This window comes from Halomarina halobia (assembly GCF_029338575.1).
GTDB classification, from domain to species: domain Archaea; phylum Halobacteriota; class Halobacteria; order Halobacteriales; family Haloarculaceae; genus Halomarina; species Halomarina halobia.
On record NZ_CP119993.1, the window covers coordinates 733,774 to 759,607 of the forward strand.

Below are 25,834 nucleotides of genomic sequence, written 5' to 3' on the forward strand. Positions count from 1 at the left end.
ATTCAGGCCGTAAAAAGGCTAGATGGGGAATCGGGAGAACCGTGACGACGTCCGATACTCCGTATTCTATCCGGGGGACGACGGTGTTCAGACTGGATACTGAACACTATTTTTACCATTTCGTCGTTTGACTTAAACCCCCGCGTATGACCAGCGATGTCGTTAAGTCTTGAATGTCGAAATACGACGCGCGGCATGACGGAAAAAATCATGAAAAAGCGCGACACTCCATCGATGACACGGCGCGGCGTCATGAAAGGCGTCGGCGGTATCGCCGCGTTGTCGATGTCCAACGCGACCCTCGCAGAGGCACAGGCAGCCGTAGCCGACTCGCTCCCCAGCGACCCGCACACGGCCGACACCTACCGGTCGATCGTCGACGCGATCGTCCCCCGGACGCCGGAACTGGAGGACGAACTCGGACCGGAGCACGTCCCGGGCGGGCTCGACGTCGAACTGGAGAAGTTCCTCATCTGGGACTTCAACCACTTCCAGGAGATCCGCTCGGAGATGGTCACCGAGAAGGCCGGATCGTCGACGGGTCTCCAGATGCCCCGGGGTACGTTCGAGGTCACCATCGACGCGACCGGGCCGGGGTCAGACCTCGACGCCGTGTTGGAGCTCGCCGACCTCAGTCTTCTCGATCTCGCCGACCTCGGCCTCGACGGGGACGCGCTCGAGGAGCACCTCACGTTCGGTCCCGTCGAGCGGTTCGAGGTCGCCTTCGAGGACCTCGACGCCGCCGAGGGGGCCGCGAACTTCGAGATCCGCGTCACCACCTCGGACGAAGAGTACCACCAGGTGCTTCGGAACTATCCCTACGCGCCCGTGTTCACCGTCGTGTTCGACCTCGTGGCCGCGGAGTTCCTCGCGCGCGGGCAGAACGAGGAGTCCCCGGCCCCCAACGGACAGTTCCCCGGGGGCGGGACGTTCACCCGGCTCGCCCCCCGCGACCGGCTGCGGTGTCTCTGGACCATCGTCGACGGCGGGGCCGTCGACCGGCTCGACGAGCTGCTGTCGCCGATGGTTCCGGACGTCGGCATCCTGAAGTTCGTCGTGATGGCGATCAACGGCCTCCACGGCTTCGGCTACTACACCGAGTGGTCCGGCTACGGGAGCACGAAGACCGCGACGCCGAACGACCGGGAACTCGAGACGCCCGCCGGCGAGGTACAGAGTCGCCGGCAGAGCGGCTACCCCGGTCCGGCCCCGGGCTACGCCGCCGACTGGCGCCACGCCGTCCCCGGCGGGTTCAAGGACCCGAAGGCGAAGAACCTGCACCTCCCGGACGACCTGTCCGGCGACGACGTGCTCGACGGCGTCGGGGGTGACAGCTGATGGAGGACCCCGACGTCGTCATCGTCGGTGCGGGTGCCGACGGGCCGGCCGCCGCCGCACGCCTCGCCCGCGAACACGGCCTCGACGTGCTCGTCCTCGAGGCCGGTCCGTGGCACGGCAACTCGAAGTGGCCGAAACCGCACGCCGACGCCGGCGGCACCGTGAGTACGAACCCGGACGACTTGGACGGGAAGCTGATGGACGAGCAGTTCACCCACCGCGAGGCCGACGCCAACGATCCCACGTGGGGATACCTCCGCGTCGGCCCCGCTGACCACTCGCGGGCCCCGTGGTTCCGGAACCTCCACCAGAACGCGTTCATCTGGCAGGTGTCCGCCGTCGGCGGCACCTCGATCCACTACTTCGGGAACCACCCGCGGGCGTACCCCTACGCTATCGACGAGCAGCCACACTGGCCCATCTCGTACGAGGAACTCGTCCCGTACTATCAGCTCAACGAGGAGGTGACGAGCAGCCAGCAGGCGCCGATCACGGCCAAGGAGGAGGTGTTCATCGAGGGGGCGAAGAACGCCGGTTACGACCTCATCGACACGAAGAACGTCACCGAGACGGGGTGGCGACCGCAGATCAACTCCGTCGAGGTGCCGGGGCGTGAGACCTCGAACGGGAAGCCGCTCGACTCGGACTACGACGGTTCGTTCAGCTACGACGACGGTTTCCGCGGCGACACCCTCGTCGGTGACCACTTCCAGGGCTCCTCGACGCCGATCGACGCTCCGGTCCGCGACAAGGCGCGCAAGTCGAGCAACGTGGGCTGGGTGCCGCGGGCGCTCGACGCCACCGCGGACTCCGAGATGGGGAACGTGGCGCTGCGGCCGAACACCTTCGTCACGAACATCAACACGGTCGAGGGGGCGGGCGCGCTCGAGGCCACCGGCGTCGACTACCGCGACACGTGGTCGGGGCGGACCGGCACCATCGAGGCCGACGCGGTCGTCCTCGCCGCGGGCTGTATCGAGTCGCCGCGGCTGTGGCTCAACTCCGGACTGCCGGACGACGGCTGGGTCGGCAGGGGCCTCACCACCCACTGGTTCGACTGGGTGGTCGGCGTCTACTCCGACGAGACGATCGCGGAGATCAACCCGGAGGCGCGGCACATGGACCCGTACGTCGGGCAGAACTCCGCCGTCCGGTTCGACAAGCCCGGCGTCGGCGGAATGGAGGACATCGGGATGTCGCCCGGGCTGGTCTCCTACGCCGACTACCTGTTCACGCGCGCCGGCTACAGCTTCGACGTCGAGGTCGACCCGGACGAGCCGTGGGACACCCGCGGCTACGTCGTCGGCGAGGAACTCAAGCGCCGCATGTCCGACTACCGGCAGACGAAGGCGCTCCTGATACTCACCGACGACCTGCCCCGTCAGGACAACGGCGTCTCGCTCGACGACACCTTCTCCGACGAGCACGGGGCCGTCCCGAAGGTCAGGTGGGAGCCGCACCCGGACGACGACGCGAAGCGCGACGAACTCGCCCGCATCGCGGCGCGCATCCACCGGGCGGCCGGCGCAGAGCACGTCCACCGGTGCGACTGGCCGCCGCTCCTGCTGCACATGCAGTCCTCGATGCGGATGGGCGAGGTGCTCGACTCGAACGCCGAGGCGAGGAACGTCGATCGGCTGTTCGTCGGCGACCACTCCGCGCTGGCGAACGGCGTCGGCGGACCGAACCCGACGAATAGCGGGCAGGCGCTCGCGCTGCGCACCGCCGACCGCATCGCGGACCTCTACTTCTAACCCCCGCGTCTCTCCCTTCACCGACGCCGACCTCGGAATTCGCCGCGGGTCGGCGGTATCACGTCTCGTCCTCGGCGAAGTTCTTCAGGGCGTGATCGCCGAACGCGAGGACGAGCGCCGCGCCGACGAGGTTGAAGGCGAGATCGAGCAGGGTGTCGGTCCTGCCGTAGGAAACGAGAAACGGTTCGAGACCGAGGCGGTTCGCGGTGGTGTGTATGGCGTACTCCGCGAGCTCCCAGAGGAGGCCGGTGCACATCACGACGCCGACGACGCGCGCCCCGGGATCGCGGCCGCGTCGGCGGGCGACGACGTGGACGATCCCGCCGAGGAGGGTCGCGGAGTGTGCGTGGGTGAGGTGGTCCCACCACCAGACGTCGTCGTACGGGCCCAGCATCCCGACGGCGTGCGTGAGCATCGCGGTCTCCGCGTACACGCGCTGCCACGGTCGAAACTCGACGTCGTACTCGCGTTCGAGAACGTCGGGGAGGTACGCGGCGGCGAGCGCGAGTACGGCGTTCACGACCGCACCCGCGTTCCGCCGGCGGAGACCGACCACGAACACGGCCAGGAGTCCGTACCTGATCCCACGCTCGGCCTCCCGCGCGACCGACGTCCGCGCGGTCTCCGTTACGAGCTTCATTCGCTAGAAAGGACGGCACCGTCCGGGAAATAGGTTCATGTTCCCCGGTTCACTGGATCGCGGGAGGACGGGAAGCCGATAGCTATCGCGGAACGCGAACGGTAGACCGTCCTACTTACTCGGCGAATGTTACATGGCGTACAACGATAGAGGGGGGTGATCGAAACAGAGTTACTAGTAATTGCTCGTCTATGAGTGGTATATTCGTCTCCCTTTCGCCGCTACGAGAGAGCCAGTGGTTCGGGTGATCTGGGCCTTTCGTCATGAGGGTGACGTCGCTAGGAATGCCGAGGAAGAACCACCGTATGTAAACGGTAAGGTCGCGGGGATTCACCGATCCCGGCACGCTGTCCCTCGGGCTGACTGACCAATTGACGTCGCTAGTTTCTCCGAGATATATGATCGGCCGAGGCGGCTGTACCGGCCCGTGACGTACAAATCGTGAGTGACCGCACGTTTATCGTTTAGACGCTTACCTGGTATCAGCTGGCTTCACTGCTAGTCGCACTATCCGGGCACTTTTATACTTTACAGGGGAACGGAAGAGGACTATCACCCCCTGAGTCAATATTTTTTGCGAGGATATCTCCCGACTGTAAACCGACGAGCGACAGTTGGAGGGATCGACTGGAGTGCACACCGTGTAACGCAACCGGATATGTAGTGTAGGTGGCTTTTTTCGATAACTCAACGCCATGCCTCTTGAACCGGCGCTCAATACGAGTCGTTATTTATCCTGTCTGGGGCTGGAGGTTCCTACGCGCTTTGATCGGCGTCCTGCCACGAGTTGAACGAGGTATGGACGAAAGTGGAGTTCTTGGGCATCGTTCGAGGGATGAATTACTCCGCCGACGTCGCGGTTTTAGAGGTATTGCGCGTAGCAACGGTCGTCGTGCATAATGTTGTCGTTGAACCCCTTATCTCACCTCTCTCTTGGACAATGGCGACGGCTTTCTCGAACACTACCTCGACCATTTTAAATTCATGACTACACTTAATAAGTTATTAATAGAGTCGGTATAATCAACTCGCACTGGTAGTTTCCTTCTCATCCAGCACTTTTCTGGATACTTTAAATGGGAATATGTGAGGGTTACTGTCGTGTACTAAATTACGCGGCAGTAACACCAGACACCACCGCTTCCGGAGAAAACACGCGATATGGCTACAATAACGGGCGAATTAGGACGAACGCCATTTCATAAACTGTATAGCGCGATATTAAATCGACGACTGGTGAAGCTGAGACTACACCGGGTTTAGAGGGGTTCTGATGTGCGATTTCAGCAGAATTGGGGACGCTGAAGCGCAAATAGTTGCGTCTAAACCGGCGTGTCGTCTCGTTCAAGCAACTATTCTGCCGATTCGAAGCAACTCGGGATCGTCTTGCTACTCCGACTCGGGCACGCGACCGGTTCCGACGGCGGTTTAGCCAATACCAGTTTGCTTCTTTAGCAGGGTGAGCGTTCGTACTCAGCGGTCAGCGCGACCTGTATCAGTAGATTGACTGCCCGCCATTTCGATTTAACGCTCGTATATCTGCTCAGAGAGCGCTGAGAGGCGGATTTAGGAAAAGGTAGGAAGAACGAGCGGAAGCTCTCAAGACACCTGTCAGGGCATTCGCCGTCCGTCTTGACCAAATCAGTTGTTAGCATCAGGAGATAACAGCGATTCTTGGTTGATTAGGCATGAAAGGCTTGCACAGCGTGGTCTGGGATTGGGTGCATCGACTCACTGATAGCGGACACGACTCACCCGGCGGCACAGCCGCCAGGGGTTGTGGTTGACGAGACCGCTGTCACGATCAACGGTGAGTGGTCGTGGTTGTACGCTGCAAAAGACTTCGACACCAAAGTGATTCTCGGTGTCGAGCTGTTCGGATGGCATGGAACCGAGCCGGCGGCTCGTTTCTGCACGGTCTCTGCGAGAAACACGGCGTCGGAGAGATCGTGTTCCTCGTCGATCAGTTCGGGTATCGGACTGCCCTTGCTCGATTAGGATTGAACGATCGAGTGGACAATACCGACAGAAACCTCATCGAGAAATGGTTTCACACCCTCAAAATGCGCATCGACCGTTTCCACAACTCGTGGGTGGGCAAGTCGGTCGAGCGCACGCGAATGGTTTGAACAGTTCGTACATTACTACAACCACCAGCGACCGCATCAATCGCTCGATGGGAAAATGCCGGTCGAGGAGGTGCTAAACTAGACAGTGCCCACGCATAACAAAGGTAGTTATGTTATTATGACCGAATCGGGTTATTACTGTTGTTGCAGCCGCAGCGACAAAGACGACGGCGATCCAAATCTATTGTCAACGACCATTTTAGACCATATAAATCGGCTTCGTCGCCGCCCGCGTGCTCTCGAATCGGTCCGGAAAGCGCATAGGAGCGGGTCGAAGTCGGATCGTGTTCTCTGTTTGCAAACGACTCGGTGCCGGTTCGGGACGTCACCTCCCCGAAAGTCAGTGCGGTAGTCCAAGGGCTGTCGCGTGCGGTCAATATGATGATTTCCGTCAGATATGCGCTCACTCAGTTCCCGTCAGTCGAGGTGACGCCCTCGAACTCGTCACGGAATGCCCGGTACCCTGCCGGTCCATGCGTCGCGACGGTTCGAAGCGCATCTTCGTCGCTTCCGAGGTGTTCCTCGACCCAGACGGCCATCTTACACTCCAGCCGGTCCACCACCTCTAGTTCCAATTCGGACAGGTCCGATTGCTCCCACGGGTCTGCCTCCATATCGTACAGCTGAACGTCGGGGATCGGACCTTCCCACATGCCGGCGTGGTACGTCTTAATCAGTTTCCACCGGTCCGTCCGAATAGCCCGCTGTGCAGTGTAGAGGCCGTGGTCGAAGACGACGGCGTCGCGCCAGGGTTCGTCCGCCGATTCGAGGACCGCCCGGAGCGAATCGCCTTGCCACCGGGGAGGCGCATCCAGGCCGGCATAGGCCGCCAGGGTCGGCGCCATGTCGACGTTGGTAACGAGCTGGGGCCGGTGGCCGGGTTCGTAGTCGGTGTCTGCTGGCGGCTTCACCAGCAGCGGGACTCGCTGGGTCCCGTCGTGCGTACTCCAGTGCTCACGGTAGAGGCCGTGCTCGCCGAACTCCTCACCGTGGTCCGCGGTGACGACGATTAGCGAGTTGTCGTAAACATTGTTCGACTTGAGATAGGCGAGGAGTCGCCCGGCGTGCCGGTCAGTATAGCGGATCTCTGCGTCGTAGTTTGCGATGAGTTCGCGGAGGTCGTTTCGGTCGTTGACGTCCATGTGGTCGGCGGAGCGCCAGGCGTTCCAGCACTGGTGATCGGCGATCGCGTCGGCGGTGGGATACTCGGGCATCGGGACGTCCGCGAACGCCTCTACCTCCTCGTGGGACCGTAGGTAGGGCCCGTGCGGATCCCACAATTGAATGTACGCGAAGAAGTTCCGGTCCTCGTACCGGGTCAGGACGTCGATCGCCCGGTCGACGACGCTTTCCGCGCGCGGAGTCTGGAAAGACTCATAACCGCCGGACGGTTCCTGAGGCTGGTGGACCTCGTGCCATGTATCGTGGAACCAGGGCGCGGGGTGTCGTGGGAACGAGGAGACGGCAAGCGTCGGGACCCGTTCCTCGTAGAACAGCCGCGGCAAGCTCCACCAGGGCCGGCTCGGGACGTGGTCGCTCCAGGTGCCGGCCCAGTCGACGTCGTTGACGGGATGGTCGAGCCGCTGGGATCGCGGGCCGTGCGTCTCAACGCCGTTGCGCATTCCGTACCGGCCTGACAGGAGGGCAGCCCGAGACGGGAGGCACGGCGAGTTCGCGACGTACGCGTTGTCGAACGCGACCGCGTCCGCGGCAAACTCGTCGAGGTTCGGTGTCGTCGGCGCGTCGTACCCGTAGGTGCCGACGTGGTCGGCGCGCAGGGAGTCGATGTCGATGTAGACTACGCGCATCGATCGGCGGTAGGAGGTCGAAGTCTATAAACGGTTCAGTCACTTGGCCCGGACGCCGCCTACACTCTCGACGACGGTCTTCCGGGCTATATCGGGAGGACTGACGTGTGAGCACTCCGGCAACAACAGTATAACGATTGAACGGGATGGGTCTCTGACGATGGTTATCGAGACCTCCGGTTGCCGCCGCGAATACCCATCCGTTTCGAGACGGTTTGGGCCGTCTTCTTGACGAGTTTCGTGTAATTTGACTCAACCTGTTCGCTCACGCTTGGAGCGTCGACGAACAGGGCGACTGCGCCGATTGGTTCGCCGTCGTCCATCGTCACCGGTGCGGCGATCTCCCGCAGGCCAGTCTCGTCGTCGGTCTGTGCGATCCAGCCCTCGCCCGCCGACCCCAAGCGCCCGGTGCCGTTAGCTGCGGACGGACCGACGGGCGAGTCTGAACCAACTCTGTCGAGACTGGCCAGAATCGCCCGACCTGAAGCGGTTTCGTCGAGCGAGATCCGAGTCCCTGCTTTGACGCCAGGTTGGCCGTCGCGGTCCGGGTCGATGGAGTGGATGTAAACGCCCACGTCGCCGTCGCGAATCAGTAACGTCGCGACTTCGTCCGCGATCGTCGCAAGCTCCTGAAGGCTAGCGATCGCCTCCTGGAATAGAGGCTCTTCGTTACGAACGGTCGACCCGAACTCATAGAACCGGTATCCGAGTCGATACTTGTCACCGTCACGACGCAGGAAACCATGGTCGTGGAGGGTCACGAGGTGCTTGTGGACGTTAGCCTTTGAGACGTCGAGCGTCCGCGCGATTTCGGTCGGGCCCGTGATTTTGCGGTCTTGGAGGACCTCCAGGATGCTCACGGCCGTGTCGATGGCGGTGACGTGGTACCGCTCGTCGGCGATCATACCCAGAATCACATGGCGAGTGTCAATAAGCGTTCGCTATCTTCGAACAATGTCGTTGAAGAACGAGACGGTATCACTGCCATCGGCGTGACACGGGAACTGACGCGGCGACTCGGAGTCGGTCCGATCAGCGCCCGCCTACCGATATCGGGGACTCACCGACGGTGGCACAAAAAATTTAAATAGAACCGTTGGGTTCTCTTAGTATCAGAATGTCCAGGCCAAACATTGTAGTGTTATTTACGGATCAACAACAGGCCGGGACGGTCCACCCTAATTCGCCTTGTAGGACCCCGATCTTGGACGAGTTCTCGGAATCCGGAACCAGATTCGACCGCTGCTACTCGCCAAATCCGATCTGCTCGCCCTCGCGAGCCAGTTTCATGACCGGCGTCCTTCCGCACGTCCACGGCATGATCAACGTCACCCACGGCGTCGAACCGTACGGGGCACAGTTCCGGTCCGATCTGGACACGTGGAGCGGACAACTCGCCGAGGCCGGCTACACGAACGGGTACTTCGGCAAGTGGCACGTTGAGCGGACCGGCGAACTGGAGGCGTTCGGCTTCGACCGGTACAGCATCAGACGCTCAGCGGAGTTCGAGTCTACATTCCATGACTACCGCGCCTCGCTCGACCTCCCACCCGTCCCCAACCGGTCCCGGTCCGGTGTCGTGGATCCGGTAGTCGTGGAGGACGAGGGGTACGATGACTACCTCCTCAGCGGTCACATCGACGAACCTGTCGAAGGGATGTCCGACCACTTCGTCTACTCGCAGGGGCTGGATTTCATCCGAGATGCGGCCAGGGACGGCGGGCCGTTCAGCGCCGTTATCAGTACTTACGCTCCCCATGACCCGTACCTCGCGCCGACCGAGTTCCGTGAGCAGTACGACATCGACGAAATCGAGAAACCGGCGAACTTCCACGACACGTTGAAGGACAAGCCAAGAATATACGGCCGCCAGCGTGACATCTGGGAAGATCTCTCGTGGGAGGAATATGCCGAGGCCATCGCCTCGTACTACGGCTACTGCAGCTTCATCGACTTGCAGGTCGGTCGCGTGATCGAAGTACTCAGGGAAACGGGAGAACTCGACGACACGATAATCGTCTACACGTCCGACCATGGCGATTACCTCGGGGCTCACGGCATGTTCCTCAAGGGCGTCGCACCGTTTGAGGAAGCGTATCGGGTTCCGTGCCTTATCAGGACGCCGACCGAGTATCCGGACGGCGTCGTCCGGGACGACATCGTGCAACTCCAAGACCTAGCCCCGACGATAGTCAACATCGCGACGGGCGAAGACTTCCCCCCGACGTCACGGATCGGGCCTGAGAATCCGCACGCTCGTGGCGGCGAGAACGTGGCGGCGCTCGACGAGGAGCCGTCGTTCACCGCCACGTCCCTCGTCCCTTTCCTCCGCGACGAGCGGCCGGCCAACCACCGGCAGGAAGCGTTCGCGGAGTTCCACGGGCAGGACTTCGCCTGGACCCAGCGCGTGTACTGGAGGAACGACCTCAAGTACGTGTTCAACACGTTCGCCGAGGACGAACTTTACGACCTCGCCGCGGACCCGAACGAACTGTTGAACGTCGTCGACGACGCGGAGTACGAGGAGATGAAGAAGGCGCTCTCCGAACGGATGTGGCAGATCGCCCGCGAGACCGGTGATTATCAGATTAGCGAGCTGCATTACGGGATGCATCGATTCGCCCCGGTCGGACCGAACGGGCGAGGTGACCGCTGACCCCGGGTCCCACGGCGCCGTTGATCGGTGACGGAGCGCCAGGCAACGCTTATGATCGCGAGTCCAGTGGATACGGTATGGAAGACCGCGAATCCCTAAAAGAAATCCTCACTGACGCGGGATTCTCGAAGTACGAGGCCGAGGTCTACCTCTCGGTTCTCGAACTCACGGATGCGAGCGTCGCAGACATTGCGGAGGTCTCTCCTGTCCCCCGATCGCGGGTGTACGACGTACTCCGTAACCTCAAACGTGAAGGATACCTCGAGACGTACGAAAGGGGTTCGCTACGGGCACGGATCAGAGATCCGTCCGCCGTCGTCGAGACCCTCACGGAACGTTCGCGCGACTTCGCTGAGGCTGCAGACGGTATCGAGGAGACCTGGGAGCAACCGCAGATAACGCAGAACAGTGTTCGGGTATTCCAGGAACACGAGTCCGTTATCGCACACGCGCGCCAGCAGCTGGCGGAGGCAAAAAACATCGTTCACTTGGCCGTCTCGCCCGACGAACTGAACGCGATCAGCGATTCTCTTAAGACGTTGCGAGAACGCGGCGTCGTCGTTCAGATCGTGTTGCACGAGGGTTCGGACGGGTTCGAAGGGCCGGCGGCGTTCGATTCGCTGTATCCCGACGTGGCGACCGAAGTGCGATTCTGCGCGTCCCTACTCCCGTTCATCGTGTTGATCGATGGGGACCTGACGATACTCGGAGTGCAGAGCCAGCGCGGCAGGGAGTACGGGATGGTTGTCAAATACCATGTCCTCTCGTCCATCCTCCACTGGTATTTCCAGATCCAGCTCTGGGAGCCCTGGGACGTAGTGTACTCGTCCTCGGAGGTCGACGAGATGACGTACGTGAGCATCCGCGAGCTGATCCGCGACCTCGAATCCGTACGCGACACTGGCGAGACGGTGACCGTGCGGGTCAAGGGGATCGAGACGTTGACAGGCGACCGAGTCACGATTACCGGCGAGGTGAACGACATCATGTACGTGGACTCTAACGCCGCCACCGACCAGCCGTTCCGCCAGCCGTTCATACAAGCCGCCATCGTCGTCACCGACGAGTCGCGCGATTACACCATCGGCGGCTACGGCGCCATCCTTGAGGACATCAGGGCGACTCGCATCACTATACTATCCGTGGAGTGACCCCACGTGGCTCGATCGAGATCTTGATTGCCCGTGAACCCGTTCAGTTTCCCGGTATTGTCAGGGAAACGTTTATTACCGGGGACTGCATTTCGCCACAGTATGCCATTCACTACCAACAATAATCGTGTCGATAGACGAAGATTCATTTCGGCGACAGGTGCCGCGGGTGTGACGCTTCTCACGGGCTGTACAGGTGGCAGCGACGGTGGGTCGAACGGCGGCGGGAACGGCGACGGGGGCGTCTCGCTGACCATCAACATGTTCACGGGGCAAGCGACGGACAAGAACATCAAGGCCTTCGAGGAAGCTGTCGCCGCCTTCGAGGAGCAGACCGGCTACTCGGTCAAAATCAAGGGTATCGCGCAGGCCGGACAAGTCATCAACCAGACCCAGACGGCGGTACAGGCCGGTTCGCCGCCGAACCTCGCCTTCATGCCGGCGGGCGGGCTCCTGGGCATGATCACCAACGACTTCCTCGAACCAGTCGGGGACCGCATCGACTCGGCGAAAACGTTCAGCCGTTCGGACTTCACCCGAGAACGGAAGTTCGACATCGCGTCACTCGGCGGTGAGGAAATTTACGGTGTGCCCGCCATGTCCGGCCACTGGGGTTCTCTCTACTACAATCCGGACATGCTCGAACAGGCGGGCTACGATCCGAAGAAGCCGAACTTCAAGACCTGGCCCGAGTTCCTTGACGTCGCGCGCGACGTTAAGGACGCAACTGGCGTGAAACCGATCGGACTCTCGGGCGCCGACCATATTCAGACGACGGTCCAGTGGTCTGGCTTCTTCCACACTACCGGTCGCGACTCCTGGCTGACCGACGACAAGTCCGACACAGTACTCGATTCCCAGCCGGGTATCGACGCAGCGAAGTTCGCTCAGACTGCCGTCGAGGACGGTCTCGTTCCGGACGGCATCGTGAACATGAACGGAATCGATCTTCGTGAACTGTTTAAATCGGAGAAACTCTTCGCCTACCAGACCGGGAGCTGGGAGAAGGCCATCCTCGACGAGCAGTCCGACGTCAACTACGGAATTACCTGGAACCCACAGCACCCCGATGGGCGTCCGTCCGGGTTCTCCGGCGGCTGGTTCTTCACCATCCCCAAGGGCGCAGAACACCAAGACGAGGCGTGGAGCCTCATCGAACACCTCATGAAGGTTGAGAACATCAGCAAGTGGGCCCAGCTCCCGCCGATCCTTACCGACGGTCTGAAAAACACCTTCGACGGGTTCCAGGACGGCCTCGGCCGCGACGTCGGCGACATCTTCGTCAAGGAGATCCTGAACGCAGCCTTCCCGACCATCCACGCGAACCAGGGGAAGATGTGGGCAGCACAACGCCAGGAGTACCAGCAATTGTTACTCGGTCAGAAGAACGCAGACCAAGCCATGGGCGACTTGGCTGACAAGGTCCGCGACCTACTATAAGGGCGCCGAGGACGAAATCCCCATCCCCAAATGCTTTTACTTCCCCTACCTCGTTCACACTGACGAACGCATCTCGGCGCAATCCACGAAACACCATGTCAGAAACCAAGTCAACACAGTCAGCCACCGTCTACGGTCGGATCAGAGACCGGCTGGAGAAGACCGGGTTCAGTCCGGGGGTCGTCTTCATCCTGCCGACGTTCCTGCTCATCGCGGGATTGCTCCTGTACCCGATGATCAATACTTTCCTCCTCAGTCTCGGGATCACCGAGGGAGGGTTCACGTTTGCGAACTATGAGGCGATGGTCTCGGCGGACTGGTTCGTTCCGCTCATCAGAAACAGCGTCGTCTGGGTCCTCCTCGGTGCCTTGCTCCAGATCACCTTCGGGTTCGCACTGGCCCTCCTCTTGAACACGAAGATCCCGGGGAAGAAGGTCCTGCGCGGTCTCTATCTCCTTCCCTGGATCACGCCGGCTGTCGTTGTCGCGCTGGTGTTCAAGTGGATGTACAATCCCCAGTTCGGGATCATCAACCACGCGCTCATCCAGATCGGACTCATCGACTCGGCTATCGGGTGGCTGTCGAACCCTGACCTCGCGTTGTTCTCGCTCGTCATCGCGGGGCTCTGGAAGCGGTTCCCCTTCGTGATGATCATGCTCCTCGCTGGACTGCAAGACGTCGACGACCAGCTGCAAAACGCAGCAATCATCGACGGAGCCCCGTACCTCGCCCGGATGCGTCACGTGACGCTGCCACAGCTAATGCCCGTGTTGAAGATTGTCGTGTTGCTTTCCGTCATCTGGTGTTTCAACCAGTTCGCGATCATTTACGCCGCGACCGGCGGCGGCCCAGTCGGGTCGACGATGATCTTCCCCGTGAAGGTGTACGAACTCGGCTTCGAACAGCTCGACTTCGGCCTAAGTACGGCGCTGTCGGTCTTCATGTTCGGCATCATGCTCGTGTTCATGATGGTCTACATGCGCGTCCTCCGTAACCGGGGGGTCGACCTATGAGCGGTGCGAACGCGGAGTACGAATCCAAGGCGCGGCGGTACCTCCGGTACCTGCTGGCCTACGGTTTGCTCGGACTGGTACTCTTCCCGCTGTTCTGGATCGTCAGCTCGTCGCTCAAGCCGCCGGCGACCATCTTCTCTGCCCCGCCAAAGCTGTTCCCAGCGCCAGGGGAGCTGACGTTCCAGCACTATCGAGCTGTACTGGACGGGCCCATGATGAATTACTTCCTGAACAGCGTGATCGTCACGCTGACCACGATGGTCCTGTCCGTCGTGCTGTCCGTCTTCGCCGGCTACGGCTGGGCGAAGTTCGAGTTCCGCGGCTCAACGTTCACGTCGACGTTCGTCATCCTCAGCCGCATTTTCCCTATCGTGGTTATTTTGGTACCGCTGTTCCAGATCCTGAAGACGCTCGGCCTGCTGAACACGCACCCAGGGCTCGTACTCTCGTACTTCGTGTACACGCTTCCCCTCACCGCGTGGATGCTTAAGGGGTTCTTCGAGAACATCCCCGACAACGTGATCCGGGCAGCCCGCGTAGACGGCTTCTCCGAACTTCAGATTTTCGTTGAGATCGTACTTCCCATGGTTCGTCCCGGGATCATCGCGACGGCGCTGTTCTCCGTCGTCATCGCCTGGCAGGAACTCCTGCTGGCGCTGACTTTCCTCCAGGACGACAGCCTATACACGATGCCCGTAGCCCTACTGAGCCTCACGAACCAGTACACGATCAAGTGGGGCCTCATGATGGCGATGTCGTTCATCTTCATGCTCCCGGTCGCTATCCTGTTTCTCTTGACCCAGAACTACTTCATTAAGGGGATCACCGGCAGGTCGTCGCTCTAAAGGTTCCTCCTTCTCCTCTCGGTTCGTGCACCCAGGGAATCCTGATCGATCGGCGCGCGACGCGACGAATCGCACACATACTCGACGAAATCTTTAATAGTTATGGGAGCTACCCCATGATCAATACAATGGTAATCGAGAAGCGACTAGACCGGAGGAGAGTCTATGGCAACTGTTAGTCTCCGGAACGCAACGAAGCAGTACGACGACGGCGTAATCGGTGCCGAAGACATCGCACTTGACATCGAGGACGGGGAGTTCCTGATCCTCGTCGGGCCGTCGGGTTGCGGGAAGACGACGACCCTCGAGATGATTGCCGGTCTCCAGCGACCGACGAGCGGCGAGGTCGTCATCGATGACGAGATCGTGAACGACATACCGCCGCAGGACCGGAACCTCGCGATGGTGTTCCAGGACTACGCCCTGTACCCCCACAAAACGGTCCGCGGTAACATGCTGTTTGGCCTGAAATATTCGACGGACATGCCCGAGGACGAGCGAGAACGGAAGGTGGAGGAGGTCGCCGAACTGCTTGGCATTGACCACCTCCTCGATCAGAAGCCTGGGCAGCTCTCCGGCGGGCAGCAACAGCGCGTCGCGCTCGGGCGCGCCATCGTCCGTGACCCCGAGGTCTCGTTGCTCGACGAACCGCTGTCCAACCTGGACGCGAAACTCCGCACACAGATGCGGGCTGAACTCCAGCAGCTCCAAGCTGAACTCGACGTGACGATGATCTACGTCACGCATGACCAGACTGAGGCGATGACGATGGGCGATCGCATCGCCATTCTCGACAAGGGGCACGTCCAACAGGTCGGGACACCGTCAGAGGTGTACAACCAGCCCGAAAACGAGTTCGTCGCGAAGTTTATTGGCTCGCCCAGCATGAACGTCTTCGACGCGACCGTCCAGGGCGGAACCGTCCAGACCGACGAGTTCACGCTGCCGGTCGACGAAGTGAACGACCGACGCGACGGCGAGCGGATCCGCCTGGGGATCCGTCCCGAAGACATCGTCATCGACCCCGACCCAAACGGTGGGCTGGCGACTGCCACGGTTTCGGTCGTAGAGCGACTCGGGAGCGAGAATCTCCTCCACCTCGAATTCATGGGTCAGCAGGTCGTCGCCCGGGTCGGCGAACACATCTTCCCGTCACAGGGTGACGCGGTCGGTATCGACTTCCCGCCCGAACAGGCCTACCTGTTCGATGAGGACGGCGAGACATTCAAATTCCGGATCGTCAAGTCCGAGGACGACGTCGAGATCACGGGAAACCTCTGACCTAGAACCGCATTCCACCCTCTCCCAACCGACCGAAGGAACCCACGACTTACCATTCGAATGAACGATTTCAACGTACTCCTCGTAACCATCGACAGTCTCCGCGTAGACTGTCTGGGCGCGTACAACGAATCCTTCAGCATCGACGTCGAGACGAACAACTTCGACCGGTTTGCCGAGCGGGCGGCGGTCTTCGACTCCCACTATGCGGGGAGCCTCCCCTGCATGCCTGCCCGGCGCGAGTGGTTGACGGGAACCCAGGAGTTCCTCTGGCGGCCATGGGGTCCGGTCGAACCGTTCGACGAGACGCTCCCGGCGGCGATTCAGAGACACGACACCGTCTCGAAGCTGATCACCGACCACTACCACCTCTTCGAACACGGCGCTCGCGGCTACCACGAGGATTTCAAGGCGTACGAGCAGATCCGTGGCCACGAGACCGACGCGTGGAAGACGACGCCGTACGACCTCGACCCCGACTTTCTGGCCAAACTAAAGGGTGACGACGACCCGTATGACGGGAAGAAGAAGAATAACACCAATTACGCGCGCAATGTCGCCGATTTCACCGAGGAGGAGGATTTCTTCGCTCCGAAGGTGTTCTCCCGGACGGCGGAGTGGCTGGCCGAGAATCAGGAGTGGGACCAGTGGTTCTGCTACGTCGACAGCTTCGACGTCCACGAGCCGTTTCACGTCCCCGAGCCGTACGCGTCAATGTATACTGACGAAGATCCGACGGATCCCGAACTCACGTTCTGGCCCGACTACGGGCCGACGGACGGGAAACCGTCGGACGCGGACACGGAGACCGGTCCGGCCGAACCGGGGGACTCCGAACTCTCCGAACGGGAGGAGGAATTCGTCCGCTCGCAGTTCGCCGGCAAGACGACGATGGTCGACCGGTGGTTCGGGCGCGTCCTCGATACGTTGGACGAGCAAGGGCTGTGGGACGAGACCGTGGTCATCGTCTCGTCCGATCACGGACACTACCTTGGCGACCACGGCTGGGTTGGCAAGCCCCTCGCGCCGCTGTACGACGTGCTTGCCCACACGCCGCTCATGATCTGGCATCCCGAGAGCGAGCGGAACGGCGAGCGCGTCGAGGAGGTCACCTCGGCCGTAGACGTGTACGCGACGGTACTCGACGCAATGGGCGTCGAGGATGTTGACCACCGGCACAGCCGGAGCCTCGTCCCTTTCTTAGCCGGGGAGACAGACGACCACCGGGATTGGGCCGTCTACGGCTACTGGGGGTCGTCGGTCAACGTGACCGACGGGCAATACACGTACTTCCACCCCTGCAATGAGTCGGTCGACTCGTACTGTTACTCCGCCGGCATGATGAACACCGTCGACTGGATGGCACCGCCGGAGCCCCACCTCAATGCCGAACCCGATTCGCTCCCGTACACGGGTAGCCCCGTATGGCGGTACGCCGGCCCCTCGCACGGCCGCCACGATGAACCGATGCTATTCGATACCGAGGCGGACCCGGACCAGGAACGCGACATCGCCGCCGAGCGGTCCGACATCGTTGAGGAGATGCAAGCGCTCCTCCTCGAGGCCCTGGCCGACCTCAACGCCCCAGAGTGGCAGTACGAACGGCTCGGTTTCGAACCGGCGCCCGACGCTGCCTGACGCATTCGACTCCGTCGACGCGCCATTCTCTCGCCCGTCGCTCCCGAGAGCGGCGAGGCGGCCATTCGATCCCGGCGTCATCACCCGCTATACCGTACTTTCTTGGTGTTCCACGCCTTCGTGGGACTGTATGCCCCCCACGAATACCGACGGAACTCCTGACAACATCCTGTGTATCGTCACCGACCAGCAGCGTCAGGACAGCATCGGCGCGTACGGCAACGAGTTCGTCGGCACGCCGAATCTCGACCGCCTCGCAGCCGAAGGAACCCGTTTCGATCGGGGGTACACGCCGACCGCTATCTGTTCACCGGCGCGGGCGTCGATCGTCACTGGCGTTTCGCCGACAACGCACGGCATCACCCGCAATCTCCGCGGGGAGACTACCATCGACGAGGACTTCCCTTGCTACCCGCAGTTGCTCCGCGACGCCGGCTACAACGTTGGACTGGACGGGAAGTGGCACGCTGGAAAAACCCCAGGGGCGTTCGGGTTCGACGGCGAACACTACCCTGGCTTCATGCACCCGATGCACCACGATGACTACGAGGTCTACCTCGACGAACATGGGTTCGAGCGCTACTCTGAGGACGTCATCGATCAGTACCCGTCTGCAGACGCGGAGTACGCTATTGGCGGGATCGACACCCGCCCCGTGGAGGCGTCGTTCACGTACTTCATCGCCGAGCGGGCGATCGAGCGCATCGAGTCGTACGCGGACGACTATCCAGAGCGCCCCTTCTACATCGGGACGCACTTCTTCGGTCCCCACCGGCCGTACTTCATTCCGAAGGAGTACTTTGAGATGTACGATCCCGACGACGTTCACCTGCCGGAATCGGCGGTAAAAGAGTGCTTCGAGAATAAGCCGCGGGTGCAGCGGCACCGATATGAAAAGACGGACCTTCGGAACCTCTCGGTCGAGCAGTGGCGCAAAATCATCGCCCTCTACCACGGCTACGTCACTTTCATCGACGATCAGATCGGGCGTATCCTCGACACCCTCGAACGGGAGGGCCTCGCCGACGACACGGCCGTTCTGTTCACCACGGATCACGGTTCGTTCGTCACGGCCCACAAGAACCTCGATAAGGGCCCGCTGATGTATGAGGATATCTACAATATTCCAATGATCGGACGCAACCTCGGCATCGACGAAGACGTCACAGACGAGTTCACCTCTCTCCTCAACCTCGCGCCTACTTTCCTTGACCTGGCTGGCGTCGACATCCCCGGCGTCTACGAGGGCCGCAGCCTCCTCGACATCGGGCGCGGCGTCGACGACTGGCGCGACCACGTCGTCGCCGAGTTCCATGGCCTGAACTACCCCTACGAGCAGCGCATGCTCCGAACTGACCGCTACAAGTTCGTCCTCAACGCTGGCGACGTGAGCGAACTCTACGACTTGGAGGCGGACCCTCACGAACTCACGAATCGGGTCGCCGACCCCGACTACGCCGACACCAGGGAGCACCTGGAATCCCGGCTCGGCGAGATCCTCCGAGACCGGGAGGACCCGGAACTGCCGGAGGATGAGTGGCTCTACCCCGCCCTGTCACCGATGTACTTCCCCCGAGTCGACGAGGATGAGTGACGTTCGAGACGAGGCGATCGCGCGGCTGATAACACGCGGTCCCGTCCGACGAAACTGCCCTAGTGCGGGTCGGTATTGGACGGTCCGTCGTCGTCGGACAGTTCGCGGCGCCGCCGCTGGTCCTCTTGAGCCCGCGCATCGGCCTCGACGGGGTCGACAAGGTCCCGGAGCGCGGCTTCGAGCGATTTCCGCACGTCCCGGTGGTCAGGGTGGTCGGCCAGGTTCTCCAGCTCCTTCGGGTCCGCGTCGAGGTCGAACAGCTGGTCCGGTCCGTTCAGATAATGGACGTACTTGTAGCAACTGCGCCGGATCATGTAGAAGCCGCGCCCGACGCCGTGCGCATGGTACTCGCTGAAGACGGTCCGATCCGGGTTGGGTTCCCGTTTTCCGGTCGCGAACGGGAGGAGCGACGTCCCACGCCAGGCGGGGTCCGCGGGTATACCGAGCGCATCCGTCATCGTGGGGAGTACGTCGAGCAGCGAGACGGGCGTTTCGACCGTCCGACCCACGTCGATGTCGGGGCCGCGAACGATGAGGGGGACGCCGGCCGACTGCTCGTACATACAGCACTTCCACCACAGGTCGTGGTCGCCGAGCATCTCACCATGGTCGCTGGTGTAGATCACGAGTGTGTCCTCAGCCTGATCCGTCCGGTCTAGGGCGTCGAGTAGGTCGCCGACGTAGTCGTCAAGCGCGGTTACGAGCCCGTAGTACGCGCTTCGGGTCCGGCGAAGCGCCTCCTCGTCGAGGTCCCGGCCGTCGAAGTGGTTCCGGAGCTGTTCGAGCGCTGGGTGGTCGTCGACGGATGGACAGTCGACTGGAAGATCCATGTCCGCTACGGGATACAGGTCGTAGTAGGATTGCTCAACCTCGAGCGGGAAGTGCGGTATCAGGGGGTTAACCGAAAGCAGCCATGGCTCGTCGTCATCCCGCTCCCCGCGGCGTTCTATCCACTCGACGGCGCGTTCGAATCGGTTTTCGTCGCAGACGTGGTCTGGACCGTCGGCGTTGTACCACGCCTCCCCGTCCGGTACCGGGCCGGCCCGTTCGATCCGGGCGCGGCCGCCAGGTCGGACGTGCGGCGGGTCGCGATAGAGCCCGAAGGTGTCCTGGGTTTCCATGTGCGACGTCAGCACTTGGTCGTCGAAACCGTCGTCGACGTCCGGTTGGAAGTGGAGCTTCCCGATGGTCGTATGGTCGACCCCGTGGTCGGTTAGGTGGTGCCCCCAGGACGGCGGCGTCCCGTCGTACGGTGCGGCGTTGTCCCAGTACCCGATCTCGTGGACATATCGCCCGGTCGCAAAACTGGCGCGCGAGGGAACGCACAGCGGGCTGGAGCAGTACGCGTCGGTGAAACGGACGCCCTCCGCGGCCAGTGAGTCGAGGGTGGGCGTCTCGACGTGAGGGTGGCCGGCGCAGCCGAGTGCGCCCGGGCGATGCTCGTCCGATAGGATCAAGAGTACGTTCTGCGACCTCGACATACCTCGAATTCATCCTGACCGGTCAAATAAATATCTCTCCTCAATCATCCCGATGGTCCGTCGTCGGCACGAATGCCCAATCCGGTCCGACCTGCCCTCGCATCCGGACGCGCGAACGGACATAGCGACATCGTACCAGGGAAGGGGTGAGAATCGGCTGTTCCGAAAGGTTGGTATCCTCCCTGTTCGTCCTGTCAAAGCGCGTGGGCGCTCAGCGACCCCTGCCGATCAGTCTACGGACTGGTATCGGAGCTGGAACGAACGACGGGCCGGCAGCGAATCCGGACGCCGGTGGTGAGCGACGTGAATAGTCCGAGCGATGTCGACGTGACCTGCGACCTCGAGAGCGTCCTCGGCGGCGCTGTGTTCGTCTCCGTGGGCAGCCTCCTCAGCATGGGGATCAACGTCGGAGCGCGAGCGGTGTTCGCGCGTGCCTATAGCCCCGCCGCGTACGGTGTCTTCTCGCTCAGCTTCACCATCCTGTTGATCTTTTCGATGATTGCGACGGTCGGGCTCCGGAACGGGCTCCCGCGACAGATCGCGTTCGACGAGGCCGATGGCAAGGAGTCAGACGAGGCGGGCTCGCAGATCCTCTGGTCGCTCACCTTGGCCGGCCTGGTCGGGTCGGTCGTCGGGACGCTCATCTTCCACTTCAATTGGGAGATCGCGACGCACGTCTTCCACGACGAGGCGTACGCGTTGCCGATTGCCCTCGTCGCCGTCGCTATCCCGCTGTTCACGCTGACCCGCATCGCGTCGGCGGCGTACCGTGGATACAGCAGCCCCCACGAACGCGTCGTCTTCCAGGAGCTCGGACGCAACGTTGCGTTCCTCGTACTCCTCTTGGGAGTTGTCGTGGTCGAACTCGACTACCTCGCGGCGATAACGATGCTCCCGGCGTCGCTCGCGCTCTCCACCGCGGCGTTTGTCGCACATCTCTACCGCGACAACCCGGGGCGGTTCAGGGACGACGTCGTCGCTCGGCTCCGGGACGTCCGGATTCCGGTCACCCTCGTCCGGTTCTCCTACCCACTGATGCTCACCGCCTTGCTACACCAGCTGATGACCTGGATGGACATCCTGATGCTCGGGTACTTCGCGACGTCGCGGATGGTCGGGCTCTACGACGGCGTCCGGCCGCTGGTTCGCGTCATCCCGATCGTCTGGCGCGGGATGATCTTCATGTACATCCCGCTGGTGTCGGCCATGTCCGCTAGGGGGCAGCTGACGTCGATTCGGCGCGTCTACTACGTTCTCACGAAATGGTTCGCTTCGGCGACCGTCCCCCTCGTGCTGGTCTTCGTGTTCTTCCCGGCGAGTACCCTCCATGCGGTGTTCGGCCCCTCGTTCGTCGTCGCGGCGCCGGCACTCCAGTTACTCGCCGTCGCCTTCTGCGTGGGCAACCTGATCGGGCCGACCGGCGCGACACTCATCGCGATGGGTCGCACCAGGGTACTGATGTGGTTCAACCTCGTCGCAGCGCTTGTTAACTTCGGGCTGAACGTCCTGCTGATACCCGAGATCGGACTGCTGGGCGCTGCCATGGGGACAACCGTGGCGATGGTCCTCAGGAACCTCCTCCGTCTCGCGCTCCTCTACCGGGTCGGTCGAATCCACGCAGTCCGGCGGTCGCTACTGGCGCCGTTAGGGCTCACCATCGGCGTCGCGGCCGCCCTATCGACGGCCGTGCAGGGTTCCGTCTCCCCGCTCGGTCTCGTGGTCCTGTCCCTCGGCCTCACGGCTTTCTTCGTCGCTAGTTTCTTCCTGACCGGTAGCGTCACCGAGGAGGACAACGTACTCGTGTCTTACGTCACCGCGCAGGCCCGTCGAGTGAGGTCGTTCAGGGCGTGACCAGCCGGTCTGTTCCGGCCATCGAGGGAACGTGGCGACACCCGACCCGTTCATTTAAACGCCGGTATCCCCACGTACGAACGATGCCACCGATAGTCGAGTACTGCCTCAGCGGTCACCATGCTGACCTGGACGCGCTGAGAGGTGAGTGCGAGGTCGAGTTGCGAGAGCGCCGTTGCCTAGAACACTGCGGAATCTGCCGGACGGGTCCGTTCGCCGTCGTCGACGGTGACCTGGTCACGGGGGCCGATCTGTCGAGCGCCATTCGTACGCTCGCCGACGGGACGTGGGGTGAGCGCGAATGAACGTCCTTTTCGTCTCCATCGACAGTCTGCGCCGGGACTTCCTCGGAGCGTACCGGAACCGGCCGAGCGTCGTCGACTACGACGTAGAGACGGACAACCTCGACCGGTTTGCCGAGCGGGCGACGGTCTTCGACACACACTTCGCGGGGAGCCTCCCCTGCATGCCTGCCCGGCGCGAGTGGTTGACGGGGACCCAGGAGTTCCTCTGGCGGCCCTGGGGCCCGATCGAGCCCTTCGACGACCCAGTCCCCCAACTTGCCCGCGACGAAGAGATCCTCACGAAGCTCATCACAGACCACTTCCACTACTTCCAGCACGGGAGTCACGGGTACTACGAGGACTTCAATGGCTTTGAGTTCTTTCGGGGGAACGAGTACGATGCTTGGCACACGAGTCCGAAGGAGCCGCCTGCGGACTTCATCGACCAGATCCTCGACCGAGAGACCGACCCGGCCGACTCGATGCAGTATCTCAACCGCCACGCCTACGCGCGCAATGTCGCCGATTTCACCGAGGAGGAGGATTTCTTCGCTCCGAAGGTGTTCTCCCGGACGGCGGAGTGGCTGGCCGAGAATCAGGAGTGGGACCAGTGGTTCTGCTACGTCGACAGCTTCGACGTCCACGAGCCGTTTCACGTCCCCGAGCCGTACGCGTCAATGTATACTGACGAAGACCCGACGGATCCCGAGATGCCCATCTGGCCGTACTACGGCCGCACTGACGAGGGCCAGAGCAAAGTAACTGACAGGCAACTCGACTTCGTCCGCTCGCAGTTCGCCGGCAACGTGACGATGATCGACCAGTGGTTCGGGCGCGTCCTCGACACGCTGGACGAGCAAGGGCTGTGGGACGAGACGATGGTCGTCGTCACGTCCGACCACGGATTCGCCCTTGGCGACCACGGCTGGATGGGCAAGAACGACTTCACGCTCTACGACGTCATCGCCCGGACGCCGCTCTTGGTCTGGCATCCGGACCAGACGGCTGGCGGGCGCGTCTCCGCGCTAACGACGGCCGTCGACCTCTACGCGACCGTACTTGATTCGCTTGACGTTCCTATGCCGTCCGAGACACACAGTCGGTCCCTGATGCCCCTCGTTCGTGGCGATACGACGGACCATCGGGACTACGTCCTCTTCGGCTACTGGGGGTCGTCCATCAACGTCACTGACGGTGAGTACGCGTATTACCGGCCGCCAGTGGCCGGCTCTGAGACTGCCTGTTACTCGATGTCCCTGATCAACCCGCACTCCTGGTTCACCCCACCGACGGTACGGAGCGACGCTGACGCAGGTGAGTACCTCCCATACACCGAATCGACCGTGTGGCGGTACAACGCCGACTCCTGGCTCCAGCACGGAGACGAGCGGTTGTACGAAACCGGTCGGGACGCGCCCCAGGAAACAAACCTCGTTAACGATGAAACCACCACGGCGGACCGAATGCGGACGCTGCTTAAGCGGGGGCTCGGCGATCTCGATGCGCCGCCCACCCAGTGGGCCCGACTTGGCCTAACACGATAGACGGTGGTCCCACTCCCAGGGATACTCGAGTCTCGGAAAATGCAGGAAATCCGGTGTGACCGCCCTCTGAGGTTACATCTAGAGTGAACCATAACAGTCCGTCAGCATCCAGATCCTGGGGCCATCTAGAAGACCCCTGACAGGGACAACTCCTACAGCGAAGACGAATGGCTCGACCAGTTTATTTCGTGTCACCGCCGTCTCGTGCGTCTTCTCCGCGTGCTATCCACCCCGATTCTCAGTCCCAGGTCACCGTAACCATTTATTGTGTGCGCCGGCGAGTCATCTCCATGACCGACGAGGAACCGGCGTGCTGTGGGGCCTCTCGCGAGTCCGACGCTGCTCCGAGCCGCGGCGAGACGGCGCCCCTCGGCGATGCATCGGATGACGCCCAGACCAGCGACTACTCCGCCGACGCTTCGACGGATCGGATGGTCCACCTCGACGGGGGAACGTTCACCATGGGGACAGACGACAACGTGGGTTTCCCGCAGGATGGCGAGGGGCCGGCCCGGGAGGTCACTGTCGACCCGTTCTTCGTCGATAAGTACGCGGTGACGAACGCCGAGTTTCTCGAGTTCATCCGCGAAACGGGGTACACCACCGACGCAGAGCAGTACGGGTGGTCGTTCGTCTTCCAGGACTTCGTGAACGACGCCGACCGCGAACAGGTGCTGCAGACCGTCTCAGAGGCGCCGTGGTGGCTCGCCGTCTCGGGTGCGTCGTGGTTCCGTACATACGGTCCGAGTTCGGACGTCGTAGAAGAGGACTTGCTCACCCACCCCGTCACGCATGTCTCCTGGAACGACGCCCGGGCGTACACCGAGTGGGCCGGGAAACGCCTGCCGACCGAGGCCGAGTGGGAGTACGCCGCACGCGGTGGCCTCAAGGGCAAGCGTTACCCCTGGGGTGATCAGCTGACCCTCGACGGTGAGCATCGCTGTAATATTTGGCAAGGAGAGTTTCCCGAAAACAACACGGGTGAGGACGGCTACCTCGCCACCGCACCGGTCAACGAGTACAAGCCGAACGATTACGACCTGTACAACGTCGCGGGCAATGTCTGGGAGTGGTGCGCGGACTGGTTCGACGCCGAGTACCACACGACCGACGCCTACGACCTCGTAAACCCGACGGGGCCGCCCGAGGGTGACCAGCGGGTGATGCGAGGCGGGTCACATCTGTGTCACCGTTCGTGGTGTAACCGCTACCGCGTCGCCGCCCGGTCGAAGAACACGCCCGACAGTTCGACCAGCAACATTGGCTTTCGCTGTGTCGTCGACGCCGCACCCGAGTGAGTATTGAATGGATATATTTCAATAGTATCAATTAAGTAACTATCTTGGGCCGCGAGGAGTGCGTGTCCTCCCGATGGGAACTTTTCCGG

Annotated in this window: 18 protein-coding genes and 1 pseudogene; 15 read left to right on the forward strand and 4 right to left on the reverse strand. The window is 61.9% G+C overall.

The genetic code is table 11. The features are described 5' to 3' along the window. The first annotated feature begins 234 nt into the window (after nucleotides 1–234). Nucleotides 235–1,338, forward strand: a complete 1,104-nt coding sequence (locus P1K31_RS18910) for a hypothetical protein (protein WP_276305921.1) — start codon at nucleotides 235–237, stop codon at nucleotides 1,336–1,338. Next, nucleotides 1,338–3,092, forward strand: a complete 1,755-nt coding sequence (locus tag P1K31_RS18915; RefSeq protein WP_276305922.1) for a GMC family oxidoreductase N-terminal domain-containing protein — start codon at nucleotides 1,338–1,340, stop codon at nucleotides 3,090–3,092. Before P1K31_RS18910 ends, P1K31_RS18915 begins: the two co-directional genes overlap by 1 nt. A gap of 58 nt (nucleotides 3,093–3,150) precedes the next feature. Here P1K31_RS18915 and P1K31_RS18920 read toward each other — a convergent pair whose 3' ends face one another. Continuing rightward, nucleotides 3,151–3,732, reverse strand: coding sequence for a DUF2238 domain-containing protein (locus P1K31_RS18920; RefSeq protein ID WP_276305923.1), 582 nt, complete (start codon nucleotides 3,730–3,732; stop codon nucleotides 3,151–3,153). Nucleotides 3,733–5,324: 1,592 nt separating this feature from the next. On the opposite strand from P1K31_RS18920, the pseudogene P1K31_RS18925 reads away from it, so the two are divergent. Next, a pseudogene (locus tag P1K31_RS18925) lies at nucleotides 5,325–5,943 on the forward strand (IS6 family transposase); the annotation flags it as partial. A 325-nt stretch (nucleotides 5,944–6,268) separates the two neighbouring features. Here the strand turns inward: P1K31_RS18925 and P1K31_RS18930 are convergent. Both P1K31_RS18930 and P1K31_RS18935 read right to left on the reverse strand, forming a co-directional pair. Continuing rightward, nucleotides 6,269–7,669, reverse strand: a complete 1,401-nt coding sequence (locus tag P1K31_RS18930; protein ID WP_276305924.1) for a sulfatase family protein — start codon at nucleotides 7,667–7,669, stop codon at nucleotides 6,269–6,271. Nucleotides 7,670–7,833: 164 nt separating this feature from the next. After that, nucleotides 7,834–8,574: an IclR family transcriptional regulator gene (locus P1K31_RS18935; RefSeq protein WP_276305925.1), complete on the reverse strand. Its 741-nt coding sequence runs from the start codon at nucleotides 8,572–8,574 to the stop codon at nucleotides 7,834–7,836. A gap of 212 nt (nucleotides 8,575–8,786) precedes the next feature. Here P1K31_RS18935 and P1K31_RS18940 point away from each other — a divergent pair, with 212 nt between their 5' ends. The 8 genes from P1K31_RS18940 to P1K31_RS18975 all read left to right on the forward strand — a co-directional run bounded on the left by P1K31_RS18940 (nucleotide 8,787) and on the right by P1K31_RS18975 (nucleotide 19,287). Further along, the gene (locus tag P1K31_RS18940) at nucleotides 8,787–10,325 is read left to right on the forward strand and encodes a sulfatase-like hydrolase/transferase (RefSeq protein WP_276305926.1); all 1,539 of its coding nucleotides are present in this window, start codon (nucleotides 8,787–8,789) and stop codon (nucleotides 10,323–10,325) included. A gap of 77 nt (nucleotides 10,326–10,402) precedes the next feature. Then, entirely contained in the window at nucleotides 10,403–11,476 is a 1,074-nt protein-coding gene (locus P1K31_RS18945) for a TrmB family transcriptional regulator (protein ID WP_276305927.1), read from the forward strand. A gap of 102 nt (nucleotides 11,477–11,578) precedes the next feature. After that, nucleotides 11,579–12,916, forward strand: coding sequence for an ABC transporter substrate-binding protein (locus tag P1K31_RS18950; RefSeq protein ID WP_276305928.1), 1,338 nt, complete (start codon nucleotides 11,579–11,581; stop codon nucleotides 12,914–12,916). Between the two features lie 95 nt (nucleotides 12,917–13,011). Continuing rightward, a complete protein-coding gene (locus P1K31_RS18955; RefSeq protein WP_276305929.1) occupies nucleotides 13,012–13,929 on the forward strand; it encodes a carbohydrate ABC transporter permease in 918 nt (305 codons plus the stop codon). Beyond that, the gene (locus P1K31_RS18960) at nucleotides 13,926–14,774 is read left to right on the forward strand and encodes a carbohydrate ABC transporter permease (protein ID WP_276305930.1); all 849 of its coding nucleotides are present in this window, start codon (nucleotides 13,926–13,928) and stop codon (nucleotides 14,772–14,774) included. Before P1K31_RS18955 ends, P1K31_RS18960 begins: the two co-directional genes overlap by 4 nt. A 165-nt stretch (nucleotides 14,775–14,939) precedes the next feature. Next, a complete protein-coding gene (locus P1K31_RS18965) occupies nucleotides 14,940–16,055 on the forward strand; it encodes an ABC transporter ATP-binding protein (protein ID WP_276305931.1) in 1,116 nt (371 codons plus the stop codon). A gap of 60 nt (nucleotides 16,056–16,115) precedes the next feature. Next, the gene (locus P1K31_RS18970) at nucleotides 16,116–17,693 is read left to right on the forward strand and encodes a sulfatase family protein (RefSeq protein ID WP_276305932.1); all 1,578 of its coding nucleotides are present in this window, start codon (nucleotides 16,116–16,118) and stop codon (nucleotides 17,691–17,693) included. Next, complete coding sequence (locus tag P1K31_RS18975; RefSeq protein ID WP_276305933.1) at nucleotides 17,590–19,287, forward strand: sulfatase family protein; 1,698 nt, start codon at nucleotides 17,590–17,592, stop codon at nucleotides 19,285–19,287. The genes P1K31_RS18970 and P1K31_RS18975 overlap by 104 nt, the downstream gene beginning before the upstream one ends. 59 nt (nucleotides 19,288–19,346) lie before the next feature. Here P1K31_RS18975 and P1K31_RS18980 read toward each other — a convergent pair whose 3' ends face one another. Next, nucleotides 19,347–20,768: a sulfatase family protein gene (locus P1K31_RS18980; RefSeq protein ID WP_276305934.1), complete on the reverse strand. Its 1,422-nt coding sequence runs from the start codon at nucleotides 20,766–20,768 to the stop codon at nucleotides 19,347–19,349. A gap of 303 nt (nucleotides 20,769–21,071) precedes the next feature. Here P1K31_RS18980 and P1K31_RS18985 point away from each other — a divergent pair, with 303 nt between their 5' ends. The 4 genes from P1K31_RS18985 to P1K31_RS19000 all read left to right on the forward strand — a co-directional run bounded on the left by P1K31_RS18985 (nucleotide 21,072) and on the right by P1K31_RS19000 (nucleotide 25,745). Continuing rightward, complete coding sequence (locus P1K31_RS18985) at nucleotides 21,072–22,619, forward strand: flippase (RefSeq protein ID WP_276305935.1); 1,548 nt, start codon at nucleotides 21,072–21,074, stop codon at nucleotides 22,617–22,619. Nucleotides 22,620–22,702: 83 nt separating this feature from the next. Continuing rightward, a complete protein-coding gene (locus P1K31_RS18990; protein ID WP_276305936.1) occupies nucleotides 22,703–22,924 on the forward strand; it encodes a DUF1450 domain-containing protein in 222 nt (73 codons plus the stop codon). After that, nucleotides 22,921–24,447: a sulfatase gene (locus tag P1K31_RS18995; RefSeq protein WP_276305937.1), complete on the forward strand. Its 1,527-nt coding sequence runs from the start codon at nucleotides 22,921–22,923 to the stop codon at nucleotides 24,445–24,447. The genes P1K31_RS18990 and P1K31_RS18995 overlap by 4 nt, the downstream gene beginning before the upstream one ends. 290 nt (nucleotides 24,448–24,737) lie before the next feature. After that, nucleotides 24,738–25,745: a formylglycine-generating enzyme family protein gene (locus P1K31_RS19000; protein WP_276305938.1), complete on the forward strand. Its 1,008-nt coding sequence runs from the start codon at nucleotides 24,738–24,740 to the stop codon at nucleotides 25,743–25,745. The last annotated feature ends 89 nt before the right edge of the window (nucleotides 25,746–25,834 follow it).

Bases quoted from the DNA above. Each gene is read 5' to 3' on its own strand.
- P1K31_RS18990 (WP_276305936.1), top strand. From the start codon at position 22,703: ATGCCACCGATAGTCGAGTACTGCCTCAGCGGTCACCATGCTGACCTG.
- P1K31_RS18920 (WP_276305923.1), bottom strand. From the start codon at position 3,732: ATGAAGCTCGTAACGGAGACCGCGCGGACGTCGGTCGCGCGGGAGGCC.
- P1K31_RS18960 (WP_276305930.1), top strand. From the start codon at position 13,926: ATGAGCGGTGCGAACGCGGAGTACGAATCCAAGGCGCGGCGGTACCTC.
- P1K31_RS18995 (WP_276305937.1), top strand. From the start codon at position 22,921: ATGAACGTCCTTTTCGTCTCCATCGACAGTCTGCGCCGGGACTTCCTC.
- P1K31_RS18955 (WP_276305929.1), top strand. From the start codon at position 13,012: ATGTCAGAAACCAAGTCAACACAGTCAGCCACCGTCTACGGTCGGATC.
- P1K31_RS18930 (WP_276305924.1), bottom strand. From the start codon at position 7,669: ATGCGCGTAGTCTACATCGACATCGACTCCCTGCGCGCCGACCACGTC.
- P1K31_RS18940 (WP_276305926.1), top strand. From the start codon at position 8,787: ATGTCCAGGCCAAACATTGTAGTGTTATTTACGGATCAACAACAGGCC.
- P1K31_RS18945 (WP_276305927.1), top strand. From the start codon at position 10,403: ATGGAAGACCGCGAATCCCTAAAAGAAATCCTCACTGACGCGGGATTC.
- P1K31_RS18950 (WP_276305928.1), top strand. From the start codon at position 11,579: ATGCCATTCACTACCAACAATAATCGTGTCGATAGACGAAGATTCATT.
- P1K31_RS18910 (WP_276305921.1), top strand. From the start codon at position 235: ATGACACGGCGCGGCGTCATGAAAGGCGTCGGCGGTATCGCCGCGTTG.
- P1K31_RS18970 (WP_276305932.1), top strand. From the start codon at position 16,116: ATGAACGATTTCAACGTACTCCTCGTAACCATCGACAGTCTCCGCGTA.
- P1K31_RS18915 (WP_276305922.1), top strand. From the start codon at position 1,338: ATGGAGGACCCCGACGTCGTCATCGTCGGTGCGGGTGCCGACGGGCCG.
- P1K31_RS18980 (WP_276305934.1), bottom strand. From the start codon at position 20,768: ATGTCGAGGTCGCAGAACGTACTCTTGATCCTATCGGACGAGCATCGC.
- P1K31_RS19000 (WP_276305938.1), top strand. From the start codon at position 24,738: ATGACCGACGAGGAACCGGCGTGCTGTGGGGCCTCTCGCGAGTCCGAC.
- P1K31_RS18935 (WP_276305925.1), bottom strand. From the start codon at position 8,574: ATGATCGCCGACGAGCGGTACCACGTCACCGCCATCGACACGGCCGTG.
- P1K31_RS18965 (WP_276305931.1), top strand. From the start codon at position 14,940: ATGGCAACTGTTAGTCTCCGGAACGCAACGAAGCAGTACGACGACGGC.